Origin of the sequence: Shewanella aegiceratis, assembly GCF_019457495.1 — a bacterium.
Lineage (GTDB): Bacteria > Pseudomonadota > Gammaproteobacteria > Enterobacterales > Shewanellaceae > Shewanella > Shewanella loihica.
Genome location: NZ_CP080416.1, coordinates 3,350,608 through 3,367,536 on the forward strand (window position 1 = coordinate 3,350,608; position 16,929 = coordinate 3,367,536).

A 16,929-nucleotide genomic window follows, 5' to 3' on the forward strand; every position below is an offset into this window, starting at 1 on the left:
CCATGAACTTCGAATTCTCACCCAAAGTACAAGCGCTGCGCGAACGTCTGCTGGCCTTCATGGATGAGCACATCTCCCCCAACGAATCCCTGTGGGAACAACAGGTCGAAGAAGGCGACCGCTGGGAGTCGCCGGCTATCCTGGCCGAGCTGAAGGCCAAGGCCAAAGACGCCGGCCTGTGGAACCTCTTCCTGCCCCAAGTCTATGGCGAGTTCAGTCCGGGCCTGACTAACCTTGAATATGCGCCCCTGGCGGAGATCATGGGCCGGGTCTACTGGGCCTCTGAGGTGTTTAACTGCAGCGCGCCAGACACGGGCAACATGGAGGTGCTGGCCCGCTACGGCAACAAAGAGCAACAGGAACGCTGGTTGCAGCCGCTGCTAAATGGCGAGATCCGCTCGGCCTTCTCCATGACAGAACCCGATGTCGCCTCCTCAGATGCCACCAACGTCGAGACCTCCATCGTCCGCGACGGCGACGAGTATGTGATCAACGGCCGCAAGTGGTATATCTCAGGCGCCTGTAACAATCACACCCAGATCCATATCGTGATGGGCAAGACTGACCCCGATAACAGCAATAAATACCTGCAGCAGTCTATGATACTGGTGCCGGCCAACACCCCAGGGGTCAAGGTCGTGCGCCCCATGAAGGTATTTGGCTATGACGATGCCCCCGAGGGCCATGCAGAGGTGATCTACGACAATGTCCGCGTGCCGCTGAGCAACATGCTGCTGGGTGAAGGACGCGGCTTCGAAATCGCCCAGGGGCGCCTCGGCCCAGGCCGTATTCACCACTGCATGCGCACCGTGGGCCTGGCCCAGCGCGCGCTGGAGCAGATGTGTGAGCGAGCCGAGACCCGTATCGCCTTCGGCAAGCCGCTGAGCAAGCAACAGTCTGTGCGTGAAGCCATCGCCAAGTCGGCCTGTGAGGTCGAGCAGGCACGCCTGCTGACCCTCAAGGCCGCGGCCAAGATGGATCAGGGCGGCAACAAGGCCGCGAAGGATCTGATCGCCATGATCAAGATTGTCGCCCCCAACATGGGCTGCGCCGTGATCGACCGCGCCATTCAGCTCCACGGCGGCGGTGGTCTGAGTCAAGACTTCTTCCTGGCCAAGGCCTACACGATAACCCGCTCCATCCGTCTGGCGGACGGCCCGGATCAGGTGCATATGATGCAGCTGGGTCGCAACCTGGCCCGCGACGTTCACGCCCAAAACCTGGCGTCTCAACATGCTGCAAAACCTGTGGGAGCCGTATCATGAGCCGCGCCGTGGAAAACCTGGACCTCGATACACTGCAGCCCTATCTCGAGGCCCAGGTAGCCGGCTTTAAGGGCCCAATGCAGGTCGAGAAGTTTGCCGGCGGCCAGTCTAACCCCACCTTCAAGCTGACGACGGCGTCCGGCACCTATGTGCTGCGCCGTCAGCCGCCGGGCAAGCTGCTTAAATCCGCCCACGCGGTGGATCGTGAGTATCGTGTGCTCAAGGCGCTGGCCGACACAGATGTGCCGGTGGCCAAGGTGTATCACCTGTGTGAAGACACCGGCGTCATAGGCTCGATGTTCTACCTGATGGAATATTGCGAGGGCCGCATCTATTGGGACGCCGCCCTGCCCGAGGTGAGCCGCGAGGAGCGTGGCCAGCTGTACGATGAGATGAACCGGGTATTAGCGGCGCTACACAACGTCGATATCGACAAGGTGGGCCTTAGCGATTACGGCCGGCCCGGTAACTATTTTCAGCGCCAGTTCGACCGCTGGAGCAGCCAATACCGCGCCTCGCAGACCGGTCATATAGAGGCGATGGAAGCCTTGATGACCTGGCTGGGCAGTAACATTCCACAAGATGACGGCCGGGTATCCTTGGTCCACGGCGACTACCGACTGGACAATTTGATGTTCCACCCAACTGAGCCGAAAGCCGTCGCCCTGCTGGACTGGGAGCTCTCGACCCTAGGCCACCCCTTTGCCGATCTTGGCTATCTCTGCATGCAGATGCGCATGCCCGCCATAGGCACAGTATCAGGCCTTCGCGGTAAAAACCTTGCCGAGCTTGGGATCCCAGATGAGCAGGCCTATGTGAACAGCTACTGCCAGCGCACCGGCATAGACAAGATAGACAACTTCGGTTTCTACATCGCCTTTAGCTTCTTCCGCCTGGCCGCCATCATCCAGGGCGTCGCCAAGCGCGCCATCGATGGTAATGCCTCCAACAAGAACGCCGCCGAGCTGGGCCAACATGTAGGGCCACTGGCGGAAATGGCGCTGGAAGCCATAGCCGATCAGATTAAGGAGTAACGCCATGGACAATAAATCACTGTTTGACCTAAGCGGGCGTATCGCCCTGGTAACTGGCGCCAGCCGCGGCATAGGCGCCGCCATCGCCGAGCTGTTGGCCGCCTATGGCGCCCATGTGATTGTCGCCAGCCGCAAGGCCGAGGGTTGCCAGGCGGTGGCCGAGCAGATCATCGACAATGGCGGCAGCGCCGATGCGATGGCCTGTCATGTGGGGGATCTCGAGGCCATCCAGGCCACCTTCGAGCAGATCCAGGCCAAACACGGCAGGCTGGATATCCTGGTCAACAACGCCGCCACCAACCCCTACTTCGGCCATATCCTCGATACGGATCTCAACGCCTTCAACAAGACCATGGAGGTGAACCTGAGGGGCTACTTCTTTATGTCGGTCACCGCCGGTCGCATGATGCGCGAGCAGGGCCACGGGGTGATCCTCAACACCGCCTCGGTCAATGCGCTGCAGCCCGGGGAGATGCAGGGGATCTACTCCATCAGCAAGGCGGCCGTGGTCAGCATGACCAAGGCCTTCGCCAAAGAGTGCGCCCCGCTTGGGATCCGCTGCAACGCCCTGCTGCCCGGTTTCACCAAGACCCAGTTTGCCGGCGCCCTGTTCAATAACGACAAGATCTATCAGCAGCTGATCGCCAGGATCCCCATGGGCCGCCACGCCGTGCCCAGCGAGATGGCCGGCGCCGTGCTCTACCTGGTCAGCGATGCCAGCAGCTACACCACAGGCGAAACCCTGGTGGTAGATGGCGGCCTGACGCTCTAACAGAGGAAGAATCAATGCAGTCGAATTTTGAAGGTAAGGTGGTGCTCATCACGGGCGCCGCCAGCGGTTTTGGAAAGCTCTTGGCCCAGCGTTTGGCCCCTCAGGGCGCCAAGTTGGTGCTGGGTGATATTAACGACACGGCGCTCGACGCCCTGTGCAGCGAGCTGGGCGAGTGCGCGGTCGGCCAGCGCTGTGATGTCAGCATCGAGGCCGATCAGCTGGCCCTGGCTCAGCTGGCCGAAGAGAGTTTTGGCCGCCTGGATATCGCCATCAACAATGCCGGTATCTCGGCCCCCATGAAGAGCCTGCTAGAGACCACAGAGGCCGACATGGACCTTAGCTTCGCCATCAATACCAAGGGGGTGTTTTTCGGCATGAAGGCGCAGATCCCTCTGATGCAGAAACATAAATGTGGGGCGATCTTAAATGTCGCCTCCATGGCCGGCATTAACGGCGCCCCCAAGCTGACCCCCTATGTGGCCGCCAAGCATGCCGTAGTCGGCATTACCCGCACCGCGGCGCTGGAGTTTGCCGCCCAGGGTATCCAGGTCAACGCCATCTGCCCCTTCTTCACCCCAACACCTATGGTGACCGAGGGGGTCAATCCCGCGCTAATCGAGCAGCTGACCCGCGCCGTCCCCATGCGCCGCCTGGCCGATCCAAACGAGGTGGTCAGCGCCATGCTGCACATGGTCAACCCGGACAACGGCTTTATGACCGGCCAGGCCATTGCCATCGATGGTGGCGTCTCTGCCATCTGATCCTCATTCACAACAATAACAAGGGTATCCCTATGACGAACGCCACCCTGTACCAAATTCATGGACGCACCGCCGTTATCATACTCAACCAGCATCCTGTCAACAGCCTGGGACTGGCGCTGCGCACCAGCCTGCTGGCCGATCTCAAGAGAGCCGAAGCCGATGAGTCGGTCGACGCCATAGTGCTCGCCTCTTCGGGTAAGCTGTTTTGCGGCGGCGCCGACATCAGCGAGTTCTCTTCCGACGACGCGCTCGCCGAGCCCAACCTGCCTCAGGTCTGCGATGCCCTCGAGGCCTCTCCCAAGCTGGTTATCGCCGCCGTGAACGGCCTGGCCCTTGGCGGCGGCTGTGAGCTGACGCTGGCCTGCGACTATCGCATCGCCCTGCCTGCGGCCAAGCTGGGACTGCCCGAAGTTAATCTCGGTATCCTGCCCGGCGCCGGCGGCACCCAGCGCCTGCCCCGCATCGGTGGCGTTCAGCTCGCCCTTGAGATGATCACCAGTGGTCGCCCCCTCGGCGCGGCGGCTATGCTGGATGCTGGCGTGATCGACAATTTGTATCAAGAGGGCGGCGACTTCATTCAGGCCGCGGTCGACTTTGCCCAAGAGCTGGTCGCACAGCACCAGCCTAAGCGCAGCTGCTTCGAGATGAGTGTCGACACCCGCAATGTCAGCAGTGAGATCTTTAACGAGTTTCGCGCTGCCATTGCTAAGCGCAGCCGCGGCTACTACGCCCCCGAACGCTGCATTCAGGCGGTGGAAGCGGCCTGTGAACTGCCACTGGCCGAGGGCCTCAAGCGTGAGCATCAGCTCTTCATGGAGTGCCTGGATACGCCCCAGGCCCGCGCCCAGCAACACCTGTTCTTCGCCGAGCGTGGCGTTGCCAAGATCCCTGGCATAGACCCTAAAACCACGGCGCCCCGTGAGATCCGCAAGGTGGCGGTGATAGGCTCAGGCACCATGGGCGGCGGCATCGCCATGAACTTCATCAACGTGGGGATCCCAACCCAGATCCTGGATCTCAACGGCGAGGCCCTTGAGCGTGGCCTTGGGGTGATCCGCAAGAATTACGAATACACCCTCAAAAAGGGCAAACTGAGTCAGGCCCAGCTCGATGAGCGCATGGCGCTGCTCAGCGGCACCACAGATTATGCCGACATCGCCGATGTCGACCTGGTGATCGAAGCCGTGTTCGAGAAGATGGAGATCAAGAAGCAGGTATTTAAGACCCTGGATGCCACCTGTAAGCCCGGCGCCATACTGGCCACCAACACCTCCACCCTGGACGTGGACGAGATAGCGGCCGTGACCTCCCGCCCTCAGGACGTACTCGGCCTGCACTTCTTCAGCCCGGCGAACGTGATGAGGCTGCTTGAGATAGTGCGCGCTAACAAGACGGCTCCGGATGCCCTGCTCACTACTGTGCAGCTGGCACAGCGCATCAAGAAAGTCCCTGTGGTCTCAGGCGTCTGCTGGGGCTTTATCGGCAACCGGGCGACCGACTCTTACCTGCGTGAGTCCATGTCGCTGATCCTCGAAGGGGCGAGCCCGGCGCAGATAGACAAGGTGCACACAGACTTCGGTATGCCGATGGGGCTGCCCTCCATGGTCGACCTGGCCGGTATCGACGTGGGCATCCTCACCCGGGAAGATCGCAAAGCGTTCACCACAGATCTGGACCCCAGCCACTTCGCCATACTGCACAAGCTCTATGCCAAGCAGCGCTATGGTCAGAAGACGGGTCGTGGCCTCTATATCTACGAGGGACGCGACAAGCAGGAAGATCCAGAGGTGTTGGAACTGGCCGCCGAGGCCGCCAAGGAGTTCGGCGTGACCCGCCGCTCGCCAGAGCAGATAAGCGACCAGGAGATCCTCGAGCGCACCATCTACCCCATCATCAACGAAGGCGCGCGGATCCTGGAGGAAGGCATCGCCCTGCGGGCCAGCGATATCGATATCGTGCTGGCTTACGGCTTCGGTTTCCCCATCTTCCGTGGCGGCCCAATGCAGTATGCCGACGAGATAGGTCTGGAGAGGGTGCTAACGGCGCTGAACAAGTACCGCGACACCCTGGACAAGGGAGAGCTGTGGTTTAAGCCTGCGCCCCTGCTGGAGCGACTGGTGAAAGAAGGCAAGACCTTTGCCCAATACCAGGCTTAACTAGCGATCGGCGAATGGCCGTGTAGCTAACTCACGGCCAGTAAATATCTGCTGATAAACAAGGCGCGCCCGAGGGCGCGCTTTCGTCGTGGTCGGATATTGCCGAGGCTGGCTTTGCACCAAACAAGCAGTGGCAATCATCAAGCTAACTGCAAACCTGCCTGGTTCAAACTAGTTGCTGTCGGGCTGCAGGCCACGGAAGAAAATGGCCACCATCTCATCATAGGTGCGTTGATACAGCTCGCCACAGGCCTGCTCCTCAGGCATACAGAGCCAACGCTGCACTATGTCGATGCGTAGCAGATCATACATCTCACAGACGAGCTCTGGAGCGATATCGCCGCGTATGACGCCCTGCTCCTGCGCCCGCTTGACCCTGTCCATCCGCGGCTGGCGATACTCGGGCGGGAACAGCAGATTCTTGCCTGCAGGCACCAGGGAGGAGTAATAGACAGAGGCGAAGAGATCCGTGTGGCGCATGATCATCTGCAGAATATGCCTGTGGGCGATCACCCACAGCTGAATCTCATTGAGGTTTGGCGGCACCAGGGCCGAACGCACATCGGTCACATTCTCCGTGGGCGACGGCCAGAGGTTAACCTGGCGCAACCAGCTCAGCAGTAGCTCCTCCAGCAACTGCGCCTTAGTGGGAAAGTAGTTGAAAAAGGTTTTCTGGCTGATGTTGGCCCGCGCCGCGATCTCATCGACCATCACCTCCTCGAAAGGCAAGGTCGAAAAGAGCTCCTCGGCAATATCCAGCAGGGTTTGACGCATCTGCAGCTTCTTGCGCTCCCTGAGACTCATCTCGGCTCTCTTCCCCCCAGCCTTAGCCTTAACCTCAGCCTTACCTTTAACCTTAACCTCAGCCTTACCTTCTGCCATGCCCTCTACCTTCCCCTCAGCCTTACCGTCTGCCATATCGTCCGCCACCTAAAACCTCGCCTTGAGCGCGCTTCAAGTGAAAAACGCTTTTCTCGAAAACACTTTTCTTAAAAACGCTTTTTTTCGAAAGCACACGAAAAATATACCGACATTCTAACTTACCGCCTTGATAAAACGAACTTTCGTTAGCGCGTCGCCACGCCAGTCTCGCCTCAGAGATGTCACGTTCGCACCACCCTAAATGTAAATTAATTTAACAATAAGTCGTAAGTATTAACATCATAATTGACATATTTTTATAGTTACTGTAATTATACATTTGCTGTATAAGTAATGCCTAATGCCGAAATCCACAGCTGGCTGCCGACCAAAAATCATGGTCGAAACGGCCGCGGGATACGGCGTCGCAGCGTCAACAAGACTATAAGAAATTTCAAGCAGGACAGTTAACGGCTCCGGCTGCAAGGACTGGGTTGACTTGAATCGAATACGCCAGGTGGTGCCATAGAGCTAATCACGGGTTAGCACGATATGACCGGCACCGGCCCATAACAACAATAGCGAGGCAGAAACATGAACGAGCAAACCTATCTCCAGCAGGTCAAAGCACTCCAAGCGGCAAGATGGCCCAAAGGCACAACGCGGGAACCCATCTACCCCCATGGCGAAAAGCCGGTCACCGAGTATCTCTCCGCCTGGGCGAGACTCAACCCTACCAAGGTGGCCATCCAGTTCTACGGCTATGAGCTGACCTACGCCCAGTTGGATGAGATGAGCACCCGCTTTGCCAACGTCCTCAGAGGGCTTGGCGTGGGCCAGGGTGACGGTGTTGCCGTATTCATGCCCAACTGCCCGCAGTTTCACATCGCCTTTCTCGGCATCTTAAAGTGCGGCGCCGTGCACATGCCGGTGAGCCCACTGTCGAAAGAGATGGAACTGCGCCACCAGCTGGGTGACAGTCAACCTAAGGTTGCCCTATGCTACGACGCCCTGCTGCCCACCATGCGCCCCGTCTGTCAGGAGCTGGGCATAGAGCACATCATCACCACCAGCTATACCGATGTCAGGCCCCGCGCCATCACCGCCGTGCTACCTGATCTGTTTGAGATCCCCAAAGCCCCCTTGGCAGATGGCATTATCGATTTCTTCGAGGCGATAGATAACGCCTCTAAGGAAGTGCTGGACTATATCCCGGCGCTGGACGATCTTGCGGCCATCAACTACACCAGTGGCACCACCGGCATGCCCAAGGGCGTGATGCACACCCACCGCAACATGATAGGCACTATGGCCTCTTACTATCCGGTCACCTTTGGCGAGGTCGGCCCCGAAGGCACAGATCTGGTGATGCTCAGCTTCCTGCCAGAGTTCTGGATTGCCGGCGAAGACACAGGCTTACTGCTCCCCCTGTATTCGGGCGCGACTCTGGTATTGATGGCCCGCTGGGACACCAAGGCCTTTATGGAGCTGGTACACCACCACAAGGTCAATATGACCATCATGCTGATAGACAGCGTGGATGAGATCCTCAACCACCCTCAGCTCCACCAGTTCGACCTCACCTCGCTCACCACAGTGCCCTGTATCTCCTTCATCAAGAAACTCAACCGAGACTACCGTCAACGTTGGCGCGAGCTGACCGGCACCACACTGTTCGAGGTGGCCTATGGCATGACAGAGACCCATACCTGTGACACCTTCACTCGCGGCTTCCAGGTGGACGACATGGATCTCTCCTTCGACCCGGCATTCCTTGGCCTGCCCGTGCCCGGCACAGAGATCAAGATCTGCGACTTTGTCACCGGCGAGCTCATGCCGCTTGGCGTGGAAGGTGAGATTCAGATCCGCACCCCTACCCTACTCAAGGGTTACTGGAATAAGCCAGATCTGAACAAAAACCTGTTTGAGGAGGGTGGCTGGTACCGCACCGGCGATCTGGGAATGATCACCGAGGAAGGCTTCTTCCGTTATCTGGGCCGCCGCAAGGAGATGCTCAAGGTCAACGGCATGAGCGTATTCCCCACCGAGGTGGAAAGCATGCTGGGCCAACATCCGGCCATCGCCTCATGCGGCGTCGTCGGTCGCCCCGACGAGCGCAAGGGTCAGGTGCCCGTGGCCTTTGTTACCCTAAAGCCGGGCTTCGACGAGACCCAAGAGTCCCTGCAGGCCTGGTGTGTGAATGCCATGGCCATCTTCAAGGTGCCGGAGATCCGCATCCAGGAGAGATTACCTATGACCGCCACCGGCAAGATCCGTAAGGTGGATCTGGAGAAAAGTTTATGACACGTGTTTTTAATCGGATCCTGATTGCCAATCGGGGTGAAATCGCTATCCGTATCGCACAGACCTGTGCCGATATGGGCATCGACAGCCTGGCAATCTACGCCGAAGACGACAGTCAGTCGCTGCATACCAAAAAGGCTGATCAGGCCGTGGCCCTCGAGGGCCGCGGCGTCAAGGCGTACCTGGATATCGAGCAGCTGATTGCCGTGGCCAAGGCCCATGGGTGTGATGCAGTGCACCCCGGCTATGGCTTCCTGTCTGAAAACAGCAGCTTCTCAAAGCGCTGTCACGAGGAGGGGATCTGCTTCATCGGCTCATCGGCCGAGCTCTTAGACCTGCTTGGCAACAAGGCCACAGCGCGGGAAACCGCCCTGCGCTCAGACACGCCGCTCACCGGCGGCATCAACAAGCCCTGCAGCCTGGAAGAGGTGCAAGCCTTCTTCACCAGCCAGGGTGATGGCGCGGCGGTGATGATCAAGGCCCTGGCCGGCGGTGGTGGACGCGGCATGCGTCCCGTCAGCCGCTACGAGGATCTGGCCGAGGCCTATCGTCAATGCCGTGAGGAGGCGATCATCGCCTTCGGCAGCGGCGAGCTGTACGTGGAGCAACTGGTGCAACATGCCCGTCATATCGAGGTGCAGATCTTGGGTGACGGCACGGGCGCCGCGGTGCATGCCTGGGAGCGCGAGTGTACCCTGCAACGCCGCAACCAGAAGCTGCTGGAGATCGCCCCCAGCCCGAGCCTTGACGACGCGACGCGCATGCCAATCATCGAGGCGGCATTGCAGCTGGCCAGCGACGTGAAATACCAGGGCCTTGGCACCTTCGAGTTCCTGCTGGATGCAGACGATCACAGCAAGTTCTACTTCATGGAGATCAACCCTCGGATCCAGGTGGAGCACACCATCACCGAAGAGATCACCGGCCTGAACCTGGTCAAGTTACAGATATTGCTCGCCGCCGGTAAGACCCTGGCCGAGCTGTCACTGACCGAAGCACCGGTCAAACGCGGCTGCGCCATTCAGGCGCGCATCAATCTGGAGCAGATGTTGCCCGATGGCAGCACCAAGCCCGCCTCAGGGGTGATCAAGGCCTACCAGGTGCCAAACGGCCACAACGTGCGGGTGGATGACTACCTGTACGCAGGTTATAAGGTCAGTCCCAGCTACGACTCTTTGGGCGCCAAGATCATCGCTAAGGGCGAAGACTACAGCGCCGCGCTGAACAAGGTCTACCTCAGCCTCAAGGCGCTGAATATCGACGGAGTGCAGAGCAACAAGGCCCTGCTGATGAACCTGCTGCAGCGTGAAGAGGTGCAGCACAACCGTCTCAGCACCCGCTTCGTCGAGGCGCACATGGCCGAGCTGTTGGCCGATGACGACCACCACGAGCACTTCTTCAACATCGCCAGCGACCAGCAGGAAACGGTGCAGGCGGTGAATATTCCCGCCGGCTGTGAGGGGGTCAAGTCTCCCACCGCAGGCGTGCTGGTGCAGGTCAACATCGAATCTGGCGATGAGGTATACGCCGGCCAGGAGATCGCCGTCATCGAGGCGATGAAGATGGAGATCCCGGTAAAATCTGAACACGCAGGTATCGTCACCGAGGTGCTAACCGGCAATATCGGCGAGGTGATCGACGAGCATCAGATCCTGGCGGTCATTCAACCAGGCGAGGTCTCTGTCAGCGGCGGTCAGACCGAGATGGAGATCGATCTCGATTATATCCGCGCTAACCTGGCCGAGTTCTTCGACCGCCGCGACAAGACACTGGACGAGAGCCGCAGCGATGCCGTGGCCAAGCGTCATAGCGAGGGCAAGCGCACTGCCAGGGAAAACCTTAACGATCTCCTCGACGAAGGCAGCTTCAACGAATATGGCCAGCTGGCCATCGCCGCCCAGCGGCAGAAGCATGCCATCGATAAGTTGGTGGAGATCAGCCCGGCCGATGGCAAGATAACAGGCATAGGCACGGTCAACGCCGATAACTTCGGCGAGGAAGCCGCGCGCTGCGCCGTGATGTCCTACGACTACACTGTCATGGCAGGCTCACAGGGCCTGGTCAACCACAAGAAGACCGACCGCCTGCTGGATCTCTGTAAGAAGTGGAAACTGCCACTGGTGATATTCGCCGAGGGGGCCGGTGGGCGCCCCTCGGATACCGACTACCCTGGTGTGGCCTTCCTGAACCTGCACACTTTCTCCTCCCTGGGCGAGTTGTCAGGTTTGGTGCCCACCGTGGGTATCGCCGCCGGTAACTGTTTTGCCGGTAACGCGGCCCTCTACGGCGTGTGCGACCTCACCATCGCCACCCGTCAGGCCAGCATAGGCATGGCGGGGCCTGCGATGATCGAAGGCGGCGGCCTGGGTGTCTTTAAACCCGAAGAGGTGGGGCCGCCGTCGGTACTCAGTCCTAACGGAGTGATCGACATTCTGGTAGAGGATGAGGCCGAGGCAGTTGCGGTCACCAAGAAGTACCTCTCCTACTTCCAAGGGGATCTGAGTGAATGGCAGGTGGCGGATCAACGCAAATTGCGCCATCTGATCCCCGAAAACCGCATGGCTATCTATGACATCCGTGAAGTGATCGACACCCTGTGCGATAAGGACTCGGTGTTGGAGCTAAGAAGCGAGTTTGCCAAGAATATGATCACCGCCATGGTGCGTATCGAGGGCAAGGCCTACGGCCTGTACGCCAACGACCCACGCTTCCTCGGCGGCGCCATAGATGCCGATGCCGGAGACAAACTGGCCCGCTTTATCCAGCTGTGTGACGCCCACGATATCCCTATGATCTCCCTGTGCGACACCCCTGGCTTCATGGTGGGCCCAGAGTCGGAAAAACGCGCCACTGTGCGCCATATCTCCCGCCTCTTCGTCCACGGCGCCAACAGCACTGTGCCTCTGTTCGCCCTGGTGCTGCGTAAGGGCTACGGCCTTGGCGTCATGGGGATGACAGGGGGCGGCTTCACCGCACCTGTGTTTACCGCCTCCTGGCCAAGTGGCGAGTTTGGTGCCATGGGCATAGAGGGTGCTGTGCGTATCGCGGCCAAGCGACAACTGGAGGCGATAGCCGACCCAGATGAACGCGAGGCCACCTTCAAAGCCATGGTGGATAAGCTCTACAGCCACGGCAGCGCCATCAATACCGCCAGCTATCTGGAGCTGGATGCGGTGATCGACCCCATGGAGTCCCGCGACTGGATCGTTCGCGGCCTAGCCTGCCTGCCAAAGCCCGAGAAGCGCAGCGACAAGAAACGTAACTGTATCGATACCTGGTAAAGCCCAAGGCTGTCAAACAACTCATTTTACCGGTATCAGATAAGCCCAAAGCCAGTCAGTGTGACGCACAGGCTGGCTTTTTTTCTCCCTGTTTTCTAGCGGCTAACCTCCTCTACCACGGCCCTGTCACAGCCCTTCCCAATCGTCTCCTAACCGGCTCACTGAGCAGCGACAAGCAGCGCTAGGCGCCCTGAGGCTGCCCCAAGCCGATACAATGCAACCGGGCAATACAGCGTCTCGACGACAGGCAAAGCGCGCTGAGAAGAGGCTGAGAAAGCTGAGAACGCTGAGAAAGGCATGCAGCGATTCGATGAGCCGCAGAGGGGAAAAGCAGGGATTTGAGTTAAAGAGCAGAAGAGAAGGAGCTGGAGAGAAAGAGCAGGAAATAAGGAGCAGAAGGTAACAAAATGCCAGCCTGAGATCCCTCCCGACTGGCATTGCTACTGGTACAGACGTTACAACTGATATTGCTATCGGCGATCTAAGGCCCTAGTCATAGACAGCCCTAGCATGCCCCCTAAGCCTGGAACCAGGCGTCCTGCATTTCGAAGGGCACACAGTTATAACTCTCCAGCAGGGCGATCTGCGGGTCGATCTCCGGCAATTCCCACTCCAGATAGTAACGCGCCGCCTGCAGCTTACCCAGGTAGAAGTTGGCATCATCGACAGACAGAGTCCCCTCTTCAGCCAGCTTGGCCGCGGCGATATTGGCCTGCTGTAGCCAGATCCAGCTGGCGGTGACGCGGCCAAACACGTCCAGATACAAAGTGGCATTGGCCAGGCCCAAATCCGGATCTTTGGCCAGCATAGGCAGCAGCACGGCATTGAGCCTGCTCAGCTTGCCAAGCGCGGCGAGTAGGGACAGCCCCATCTCGGAAGTTGTTTCCCTCGCAGCGGCCTCGGCGGCGGTGGCTTCCACCGCCTTCACAAACAGCTCATAGGCGGCCATGTTCCCCATAGGCACCTTGCGCCCCAGGATATCCAGGCCATGGATCGCCTCCGTGCCCTCATGGATTGGATTGAGGCGGTTGTCGCGATAATACTGCTCCACCGGATACTCGCGGATATAACCCGAGCCACCGAGTACCTGTATGGCCAGATCGTTGGCCTTGAGGGCGTACTTTGAGGGCCATGACTTAACGATGGGCGTCAGCAGATCCAGCAGCATGAAGGCCTGCTGACGGGCCTCTGGCGTATCCGCCGTGTGGCTATCTTCAAACAGCGAGCTGGCATACAGACACAGCGCTAGCGAGCCTTCCACATAGGCCTTCTGCGCCAGCAGCATGCGGCGCACATCGGCATGTTGCACGATAGGGACCTGCTTGGACTCTGGATCTTTGTTCGATGGCAGACGTCCCTGAGGACGCTCACGGGCGTATTCCAGGGAGGCATTGAAGCCCTGATAGCCCAGCACTGCCGCCGTGCTGCCGACGAAGATGCGCGCCTCATTCATCATCTGGAACATGTAGGCCAGGCCCTTGTGGGGCTCGCCGACCAGGTAACCCACGGCGCCGCCCTTCTCGCCAAATGACAAAACGGTAGAGGTGGTATTACGAAAGCCCATCTTGTGCAGCAGACCGGCCAGCGCCACGTCGTTGCGCTCCCCCTGGGAGCCATCGTCATTGACCAGGAACTTGGGCACGATAAACAGGGAGATCCCCTTGACGCCGGCCGGCGCGCCCTCGATCTTCGCCAGGGTCATGTGGATAATGTTCTCTGTGATGCTCTGATCACCGCCTGAGATAAACATCTTCTGGCCCGTGATCAGATAGCTGCCGTCGGCCTGTGGCACCGCCTTGGTGGTGATGTCGGCCAGCGCCGAGCCCTGGCCCGGCTCTGTCATCGCCATGGTGCCGGCGAAGCGGCCCTCCTGCATGGGGGGAATAAATTTAGCCTTCTGCTCGTCGCTGCCAAAGCTCTGAATAAGGTTAGCCGCTCCCAGACTCAGGCAAGGATAGCCGGCGGTGGCGGTATTGGCGGCGCTGAAATAGGCCATCGCGGCGCGCAGTATGATCTCTGGCAACTGCATGCCGCCATCTTCGAAGTCATAGTGGGCAGCCAGAAAGCCTGCATCGGCAAAATGATCCCAGGCCTCCTTGGTTTCCGGGATCATCTGCACCCTTTCACCATCGAAGGTCGGCTCCTGCTCATCCCCCTTATGGTTGTGATTGGCAAAGTATTTCTCGGCGATGGTTTTCGCCGTCTCCAGGGTGGCGTCAAACACCTCGCGGCTGTGCTCGCAATAACGGGGGCGCTGCAGTAGTCCTTCTGTGTCCAGGAATTCATACAGCAGAAAATCCATGTCGCGGGCATTGAGTAGTTGTACTGTCATTGGGAAACTCCATTAACGTCTGCGAAAATTGGCCTAGTGAACCGCACTCTGGCACAAAAGCCCTCACGAGTGAGGGCGCTGTGGCGCAGGGACAAGATCTGCCCGGCCGGTATAAATTGGGTACCTAAACCAAAGCCGATATCCAATAAACTCAATAAGTTATGTGATGAAACGGCACTATCTCCGCCGTTTTATCAACCATTAGGATTAACACGCTACATCAGCGGCAAGGCGATTTGCGATGCCTGGGCACCACCTACGCTCAGGGAGAGCTGCGCCTCGGGATATGGCGGCGCCTCCATATTGTCTTTGTCACCGCCCATGATGGCGACGCGCAGACGATTGCCTTTGTTGATGCGATAGACCACGGGCATGATGTCGAAGTCGGCTTCGACCACCTCGCCCGGCGTCAGCAGTTGCTGATCCTCCTTTAAGGCGCGATGCCAGGGGATATCCAGATTATTCCAGGGCGCCTTGTGCTGCTTGCGCAGGGATAATCTCAGATTGCCTTCTGTGATGTAGTTGGAGCGACCGTCGGCCTCCACCTCTTCCAGCAGGGCATACACATCGGCATCTGGCGTACTGGCCGAGACGAAGAGTTTGACCAGCGGGATGCCGGCGATCACCATATCCTTGTCGAGGGGCGCCGTCGTGAAGGTCAGCGAATGCCCGTCGTTAGCCGTCATATCCGGATAGTTGACCTGAGTGCCATAGTTGGAATCCCAGCGAGTCGCCGTGCCCGTCGTGGTCAGATCGTTGACCTGATAGGCCAGCAGCGCGCTGGCATCGGGTTTCTGCGTCGACAGCACAGGCGCCTGAGTCGACAGCAGATGATCTGTCACCAAGTCGCTCTTGGCGCTGGATTCACCAAAATAGAAGCTGGTGCGCGCCTTCTGGAGGGGGAACTGGGGCAGCGAGATCCATTGCCACTGCTTGCGCATGCTATCCACCTCGGCCACATGAATTTGCGGCCCATCCATCACGCCGTTCTTGATCCCCTTCAGCCAGTAGTCGAACCAGCGCTGAAACTCGGCGCCATATACTTTGTCACGCTCCAGCTTTTCCGCCTCGTTATTGGTGACGTGGGACCAGGGGCCAAAGGCCATCTTCTGCGGGCCGTGATAGTTTTCGAAATGCACTAAGGTGTCTGTGGTATAGGGATCATGCCAGGAGCCGAAATGGTAGATGGCTACGCCAGACTCGTTGAGGGCAGTGTTTATCGCCGAGGGCATATCCTTGTACCAATCGAACTCGGGCGCGGTATCGTCGCGCAGCTTCGCCGCCGCGAGTGGCGCTATGGGGTCGAAGTTGGTGGCATGCTCCTTCACGGCGGCCGCCGCCAGAGTGCCATCGCTATCGGCATCCACCGGCGTTGGCTTGCGTACCTTATCCAGGTACTGAGTACCCTTGCCCCAGCTTTCCACCAAGTCCTGACGCATTATGCCGCCACGGCGAACGGCGTCATAGAGGCTAAAATAACCGTTTTCCGGGGTGATCGCCTTAAGCGCCGGATGCTTAGTGCTGGCGGCCATGTACTGGGTGATCCCCATGTAAGAGAGGCCATACATACCTATGTTGCCGCTGCTGTACGGCCGCTTGGACAGCCAGTCGATGACATCATAGGCATCGCGGGTCTCGGGCGCGCTGAACAGCCCCTGGTAACGGCCGAAAGAGGCCCCGCCGCCACGCACGTTGACGCTGGCGATCACATAGCCGTGTCTGGCGAGACGCTGCAAGATGGCATCGTCGTCTATGTTGGTTACCCCAGGCTCAAACTCCCTGTGGTAGCGAGAATAAGTCCAGAGTACAGGTAACTTCTCTTTCGTCACCACGCCATGATTGGCCGGACGTGAGATATCCGCCGCCAGCTTGGTACCGTCGCGCGTGGTGATGTACTCAGAGCTGGTCACCCAGCCATCGAAACGTTCCTGAGAGTAGCCTTGGTAGTGGCCAAAGCTGGACACCTTACTATTTTCACTAAGAGCCTGTTCGCTACGAGCCTGTTCGCTCTGCCCAGGCTGGTTTGTGGCAGACTCAGCCGCGGCGATTACTACGGGTGTTACACCAGCCGAAATCGTCAACAGGCCGGCGGCCAGCCAGCAAGCGGCGCGTTGTGATTTTCCCCTAACTTGTTCCATGTCTCATTTCCTATCTGTTATT

10 protein-coding genes are annotated in these 16,929 nt (G+C 58.9%); 7 read left to right on the forward strand and 3 right to left on the reverse strand.

Annotation, left to right across the window (positions count from 1 at the left end):
- The first annotated feature begins 2 nt into the window (after positions 1–2).
- Genes K0H80_RS14600 through K0H80_RS14620 form a run of 5 tightly spaced genes read left to right on the forward strand, consistent with a single transcriptional unit; the run spans position 3 to position 5,991 of the window.
- Positions 3–1,265, forward strand: a complete 1,263-nt coding sequence (locus tag K0H80_RS14600) for an acyl-CoA dehydrogenase family protein (protein ID WP_220072045.1) — start codon at positions 3–5, stop codon at positions 1,263–1,265.
- The gene (locus K0H80_RS14605; RefSeq protein WP_220072046.1) at positions 1,262–2,299 is read left to right on the forward strand and encodes a phosphotransferase family protein; all 1,038 of its coding nucleotides are present in this window, start codon (positions 1,262–1,264) and stop codon (positions 2,297–2,299) included. The genes K0H80_RS14600 and K0H80_RS14605 overlap by 4 nt, the downstream gene beginning before the upstream one ends.
- Before the next feature lie 4 nt (positions 2,300–2,303).
- On the forward strand, positions 2,304–3,071 hold the full coding sequence (locus tag K0H80_RS14610; protein ID WP_220072047.1) for an SDR family oxidoreductase: 768 nt from the start codon (positions 2,304–2,306) through the stop codon (positions 3,069–3,071).
- 14 nt (positions 3,072–3,085) lie between these two features.
- The gene (locus K0H80_RS14615) at positions 3,086–3,832 is read left to right on the forward strand and encodes an SDR family NAD(P)-dependent oxidoreductase (protein ID WP_220072048.1); all 747 of its coding nucleotides are present in this window, start codon (positions 3,086–3,088) and stop codon (positions 3,830–3,832) included.
- A gap of 32 nt (positions 3,833–3,864) precedes the next feature.
- Entirely contained in the window at positions 3,865–5,991 is a 2,127-nt protein-coding gene (locus K0H80_RS14620; RefSeq protein ID WP_220072049.1) for a 3-hydroxyacyl-CoA dehydrogenase NAD-binding domain-containing protein, read from the forward strand.
- A gap of 171 nt (positions 5,992–6,162) precedes the next feature.
- Here K0H80_RS14620 and K0H80_RS14625 read toward each other — a convergent pair whose 3' ends face one another.
- Positions 6,163–6,921: a TetR family transcriptional regulator gene (locus K0H80_RS14625; RefSeq protein ID WP_220072050.1), complete on the reverse strand. Its 759-nt coding sequence runs from the start codon at positions 6,919–6,921 to the stop codon at positions 6,163–6,165.
- Between the two features lie 525 nt (positions 6,922–7,446).
- Between K0H80_RS14625 and K0H80_RS14630 the strand changes: the two genes are divergently transcribed.
- Both K0H80_RS14630 and K0H80_RS14635 read left to right on the forward strand, forming a co-directional pair.
- Positions 7,447–9,156: an AMP-binding protein gene (locus tag K0H80_RS14630; RefSeq protein ID WP_220072051.1), complete on the forward strand. Its 1,710-nt coding sequence runs from the start codon at positions 7,447–7,449 to the stop codon at positions 9,154–9,156.
- Positions 9,153–12,437 (forward strand): carboxyl transferase domain-containing protein, encoded by a 3,285-nt coding sequence (locus K0H80_RS14635; protein ID WP_220072052.1) that lies wholly within the window; start codon positions 9,153–9,155, stop codon positions 12,435–12,437. The genes K0H80_RS14630 and K0H80_RS14635 overlap by 4 nt, the downstream gene beginning before the upstream one ends.
- A 517-nt stretch (positions 12,438–12,954) precedes the next feature.
- Here the strand turns inward: K0H80_RS14635 and K0H80_RS14640 are convergent.
- Together K0H80_RS14640 and K0H80_RS14645 are read right to left on the reverse strand one after the other, a co-directional pair.
- Positions 12,955–14,769 (reverse strand): acyl-CoA dehydrogenase, encoded by a 1,815-nt coding sequence (locus K0H80_RS14640; RefSeq protein WP_220072053.1) that lies wholly within the window; start codon positions 14,767–14,769, stop codon positions 12,955–12,957.
- Positions 14,770–14,984: 215 nt separating this feature from the next.
- Positions 14,985–16,907, reverse strand: coding sequence for a CocE/NonD family hydrolase (locus tag K0H80_RS14645; protein ID WP_220072054.1), 1,923 nt, complete (start codon positions 16,905–16,907; stop codon positions 14,985–14,987).
- Between the last annotated feature and the right edge of the window lie 22 nt (positions 16,908–16,929).

Coding starts and splice junctions, on each gene's coding strand:
- K0H80_RS14605 (WP_220072046.1), top strand. CDS start 1,262: ATGAGCCGCGCCGTGGAAAACCTGGACCTCGATACACTGCAGCCCTAT.
- K0H80_RS14635 (WP_220072052.1), top strand. CDS start 9,153: ATGACACGTGTTTTTAATCGGATCCTGATTGCCAATCGGGGTGAAATC.
- K0H80_RS14620 (WP_220072049.1), top strand. CDS start 3,865: ATGACGAACGCCACCCTGTACCAAATTCATGGACGCACCGCCGTTATC.
- K0H80_RS14610 (WP_220072047.1), top strand. CDS start 2,304: ATGGACAATAAATCACTGTTTGACCTAAGCGGGCGTATCGCCCTGGTA.
- K0H80_RS14640 (WP_220072053.1), bottom strand. CDS start 14,769: ATGACAGTACAACTACTCAATGCCCGCGACATGGATTTTCTGCTGTAT.
- K0H80_RS14600 (WP_220072045.1), top strand. CDS start 3: ATGAACTTCGAATTCTCACCCAAAGTACAAGCGCTGCGCGAACGTCTG.
- K0H80_RS14645 (WP_220072054.1), bottom strand. CDS start 16,907: ATGGAACAAGTTAGGGGAAAATCACAACGCGCCGCTTGCTGGCTGGCC.
- K0H80_RS14630 (WP_220072051.1), top strand. CDS start 7,447: ATGAACGAGCAAACCTATCTCCAGCAGGTCAAAGCACTCCAAGCGGCA.
- K0H80_RS14615 (WP_220072048.1), top strand. CDS start 3,086: ATGCAGTCGAATTTTGAAGGTAAGGTGGTGCTCATCACGGGCGCCGCC.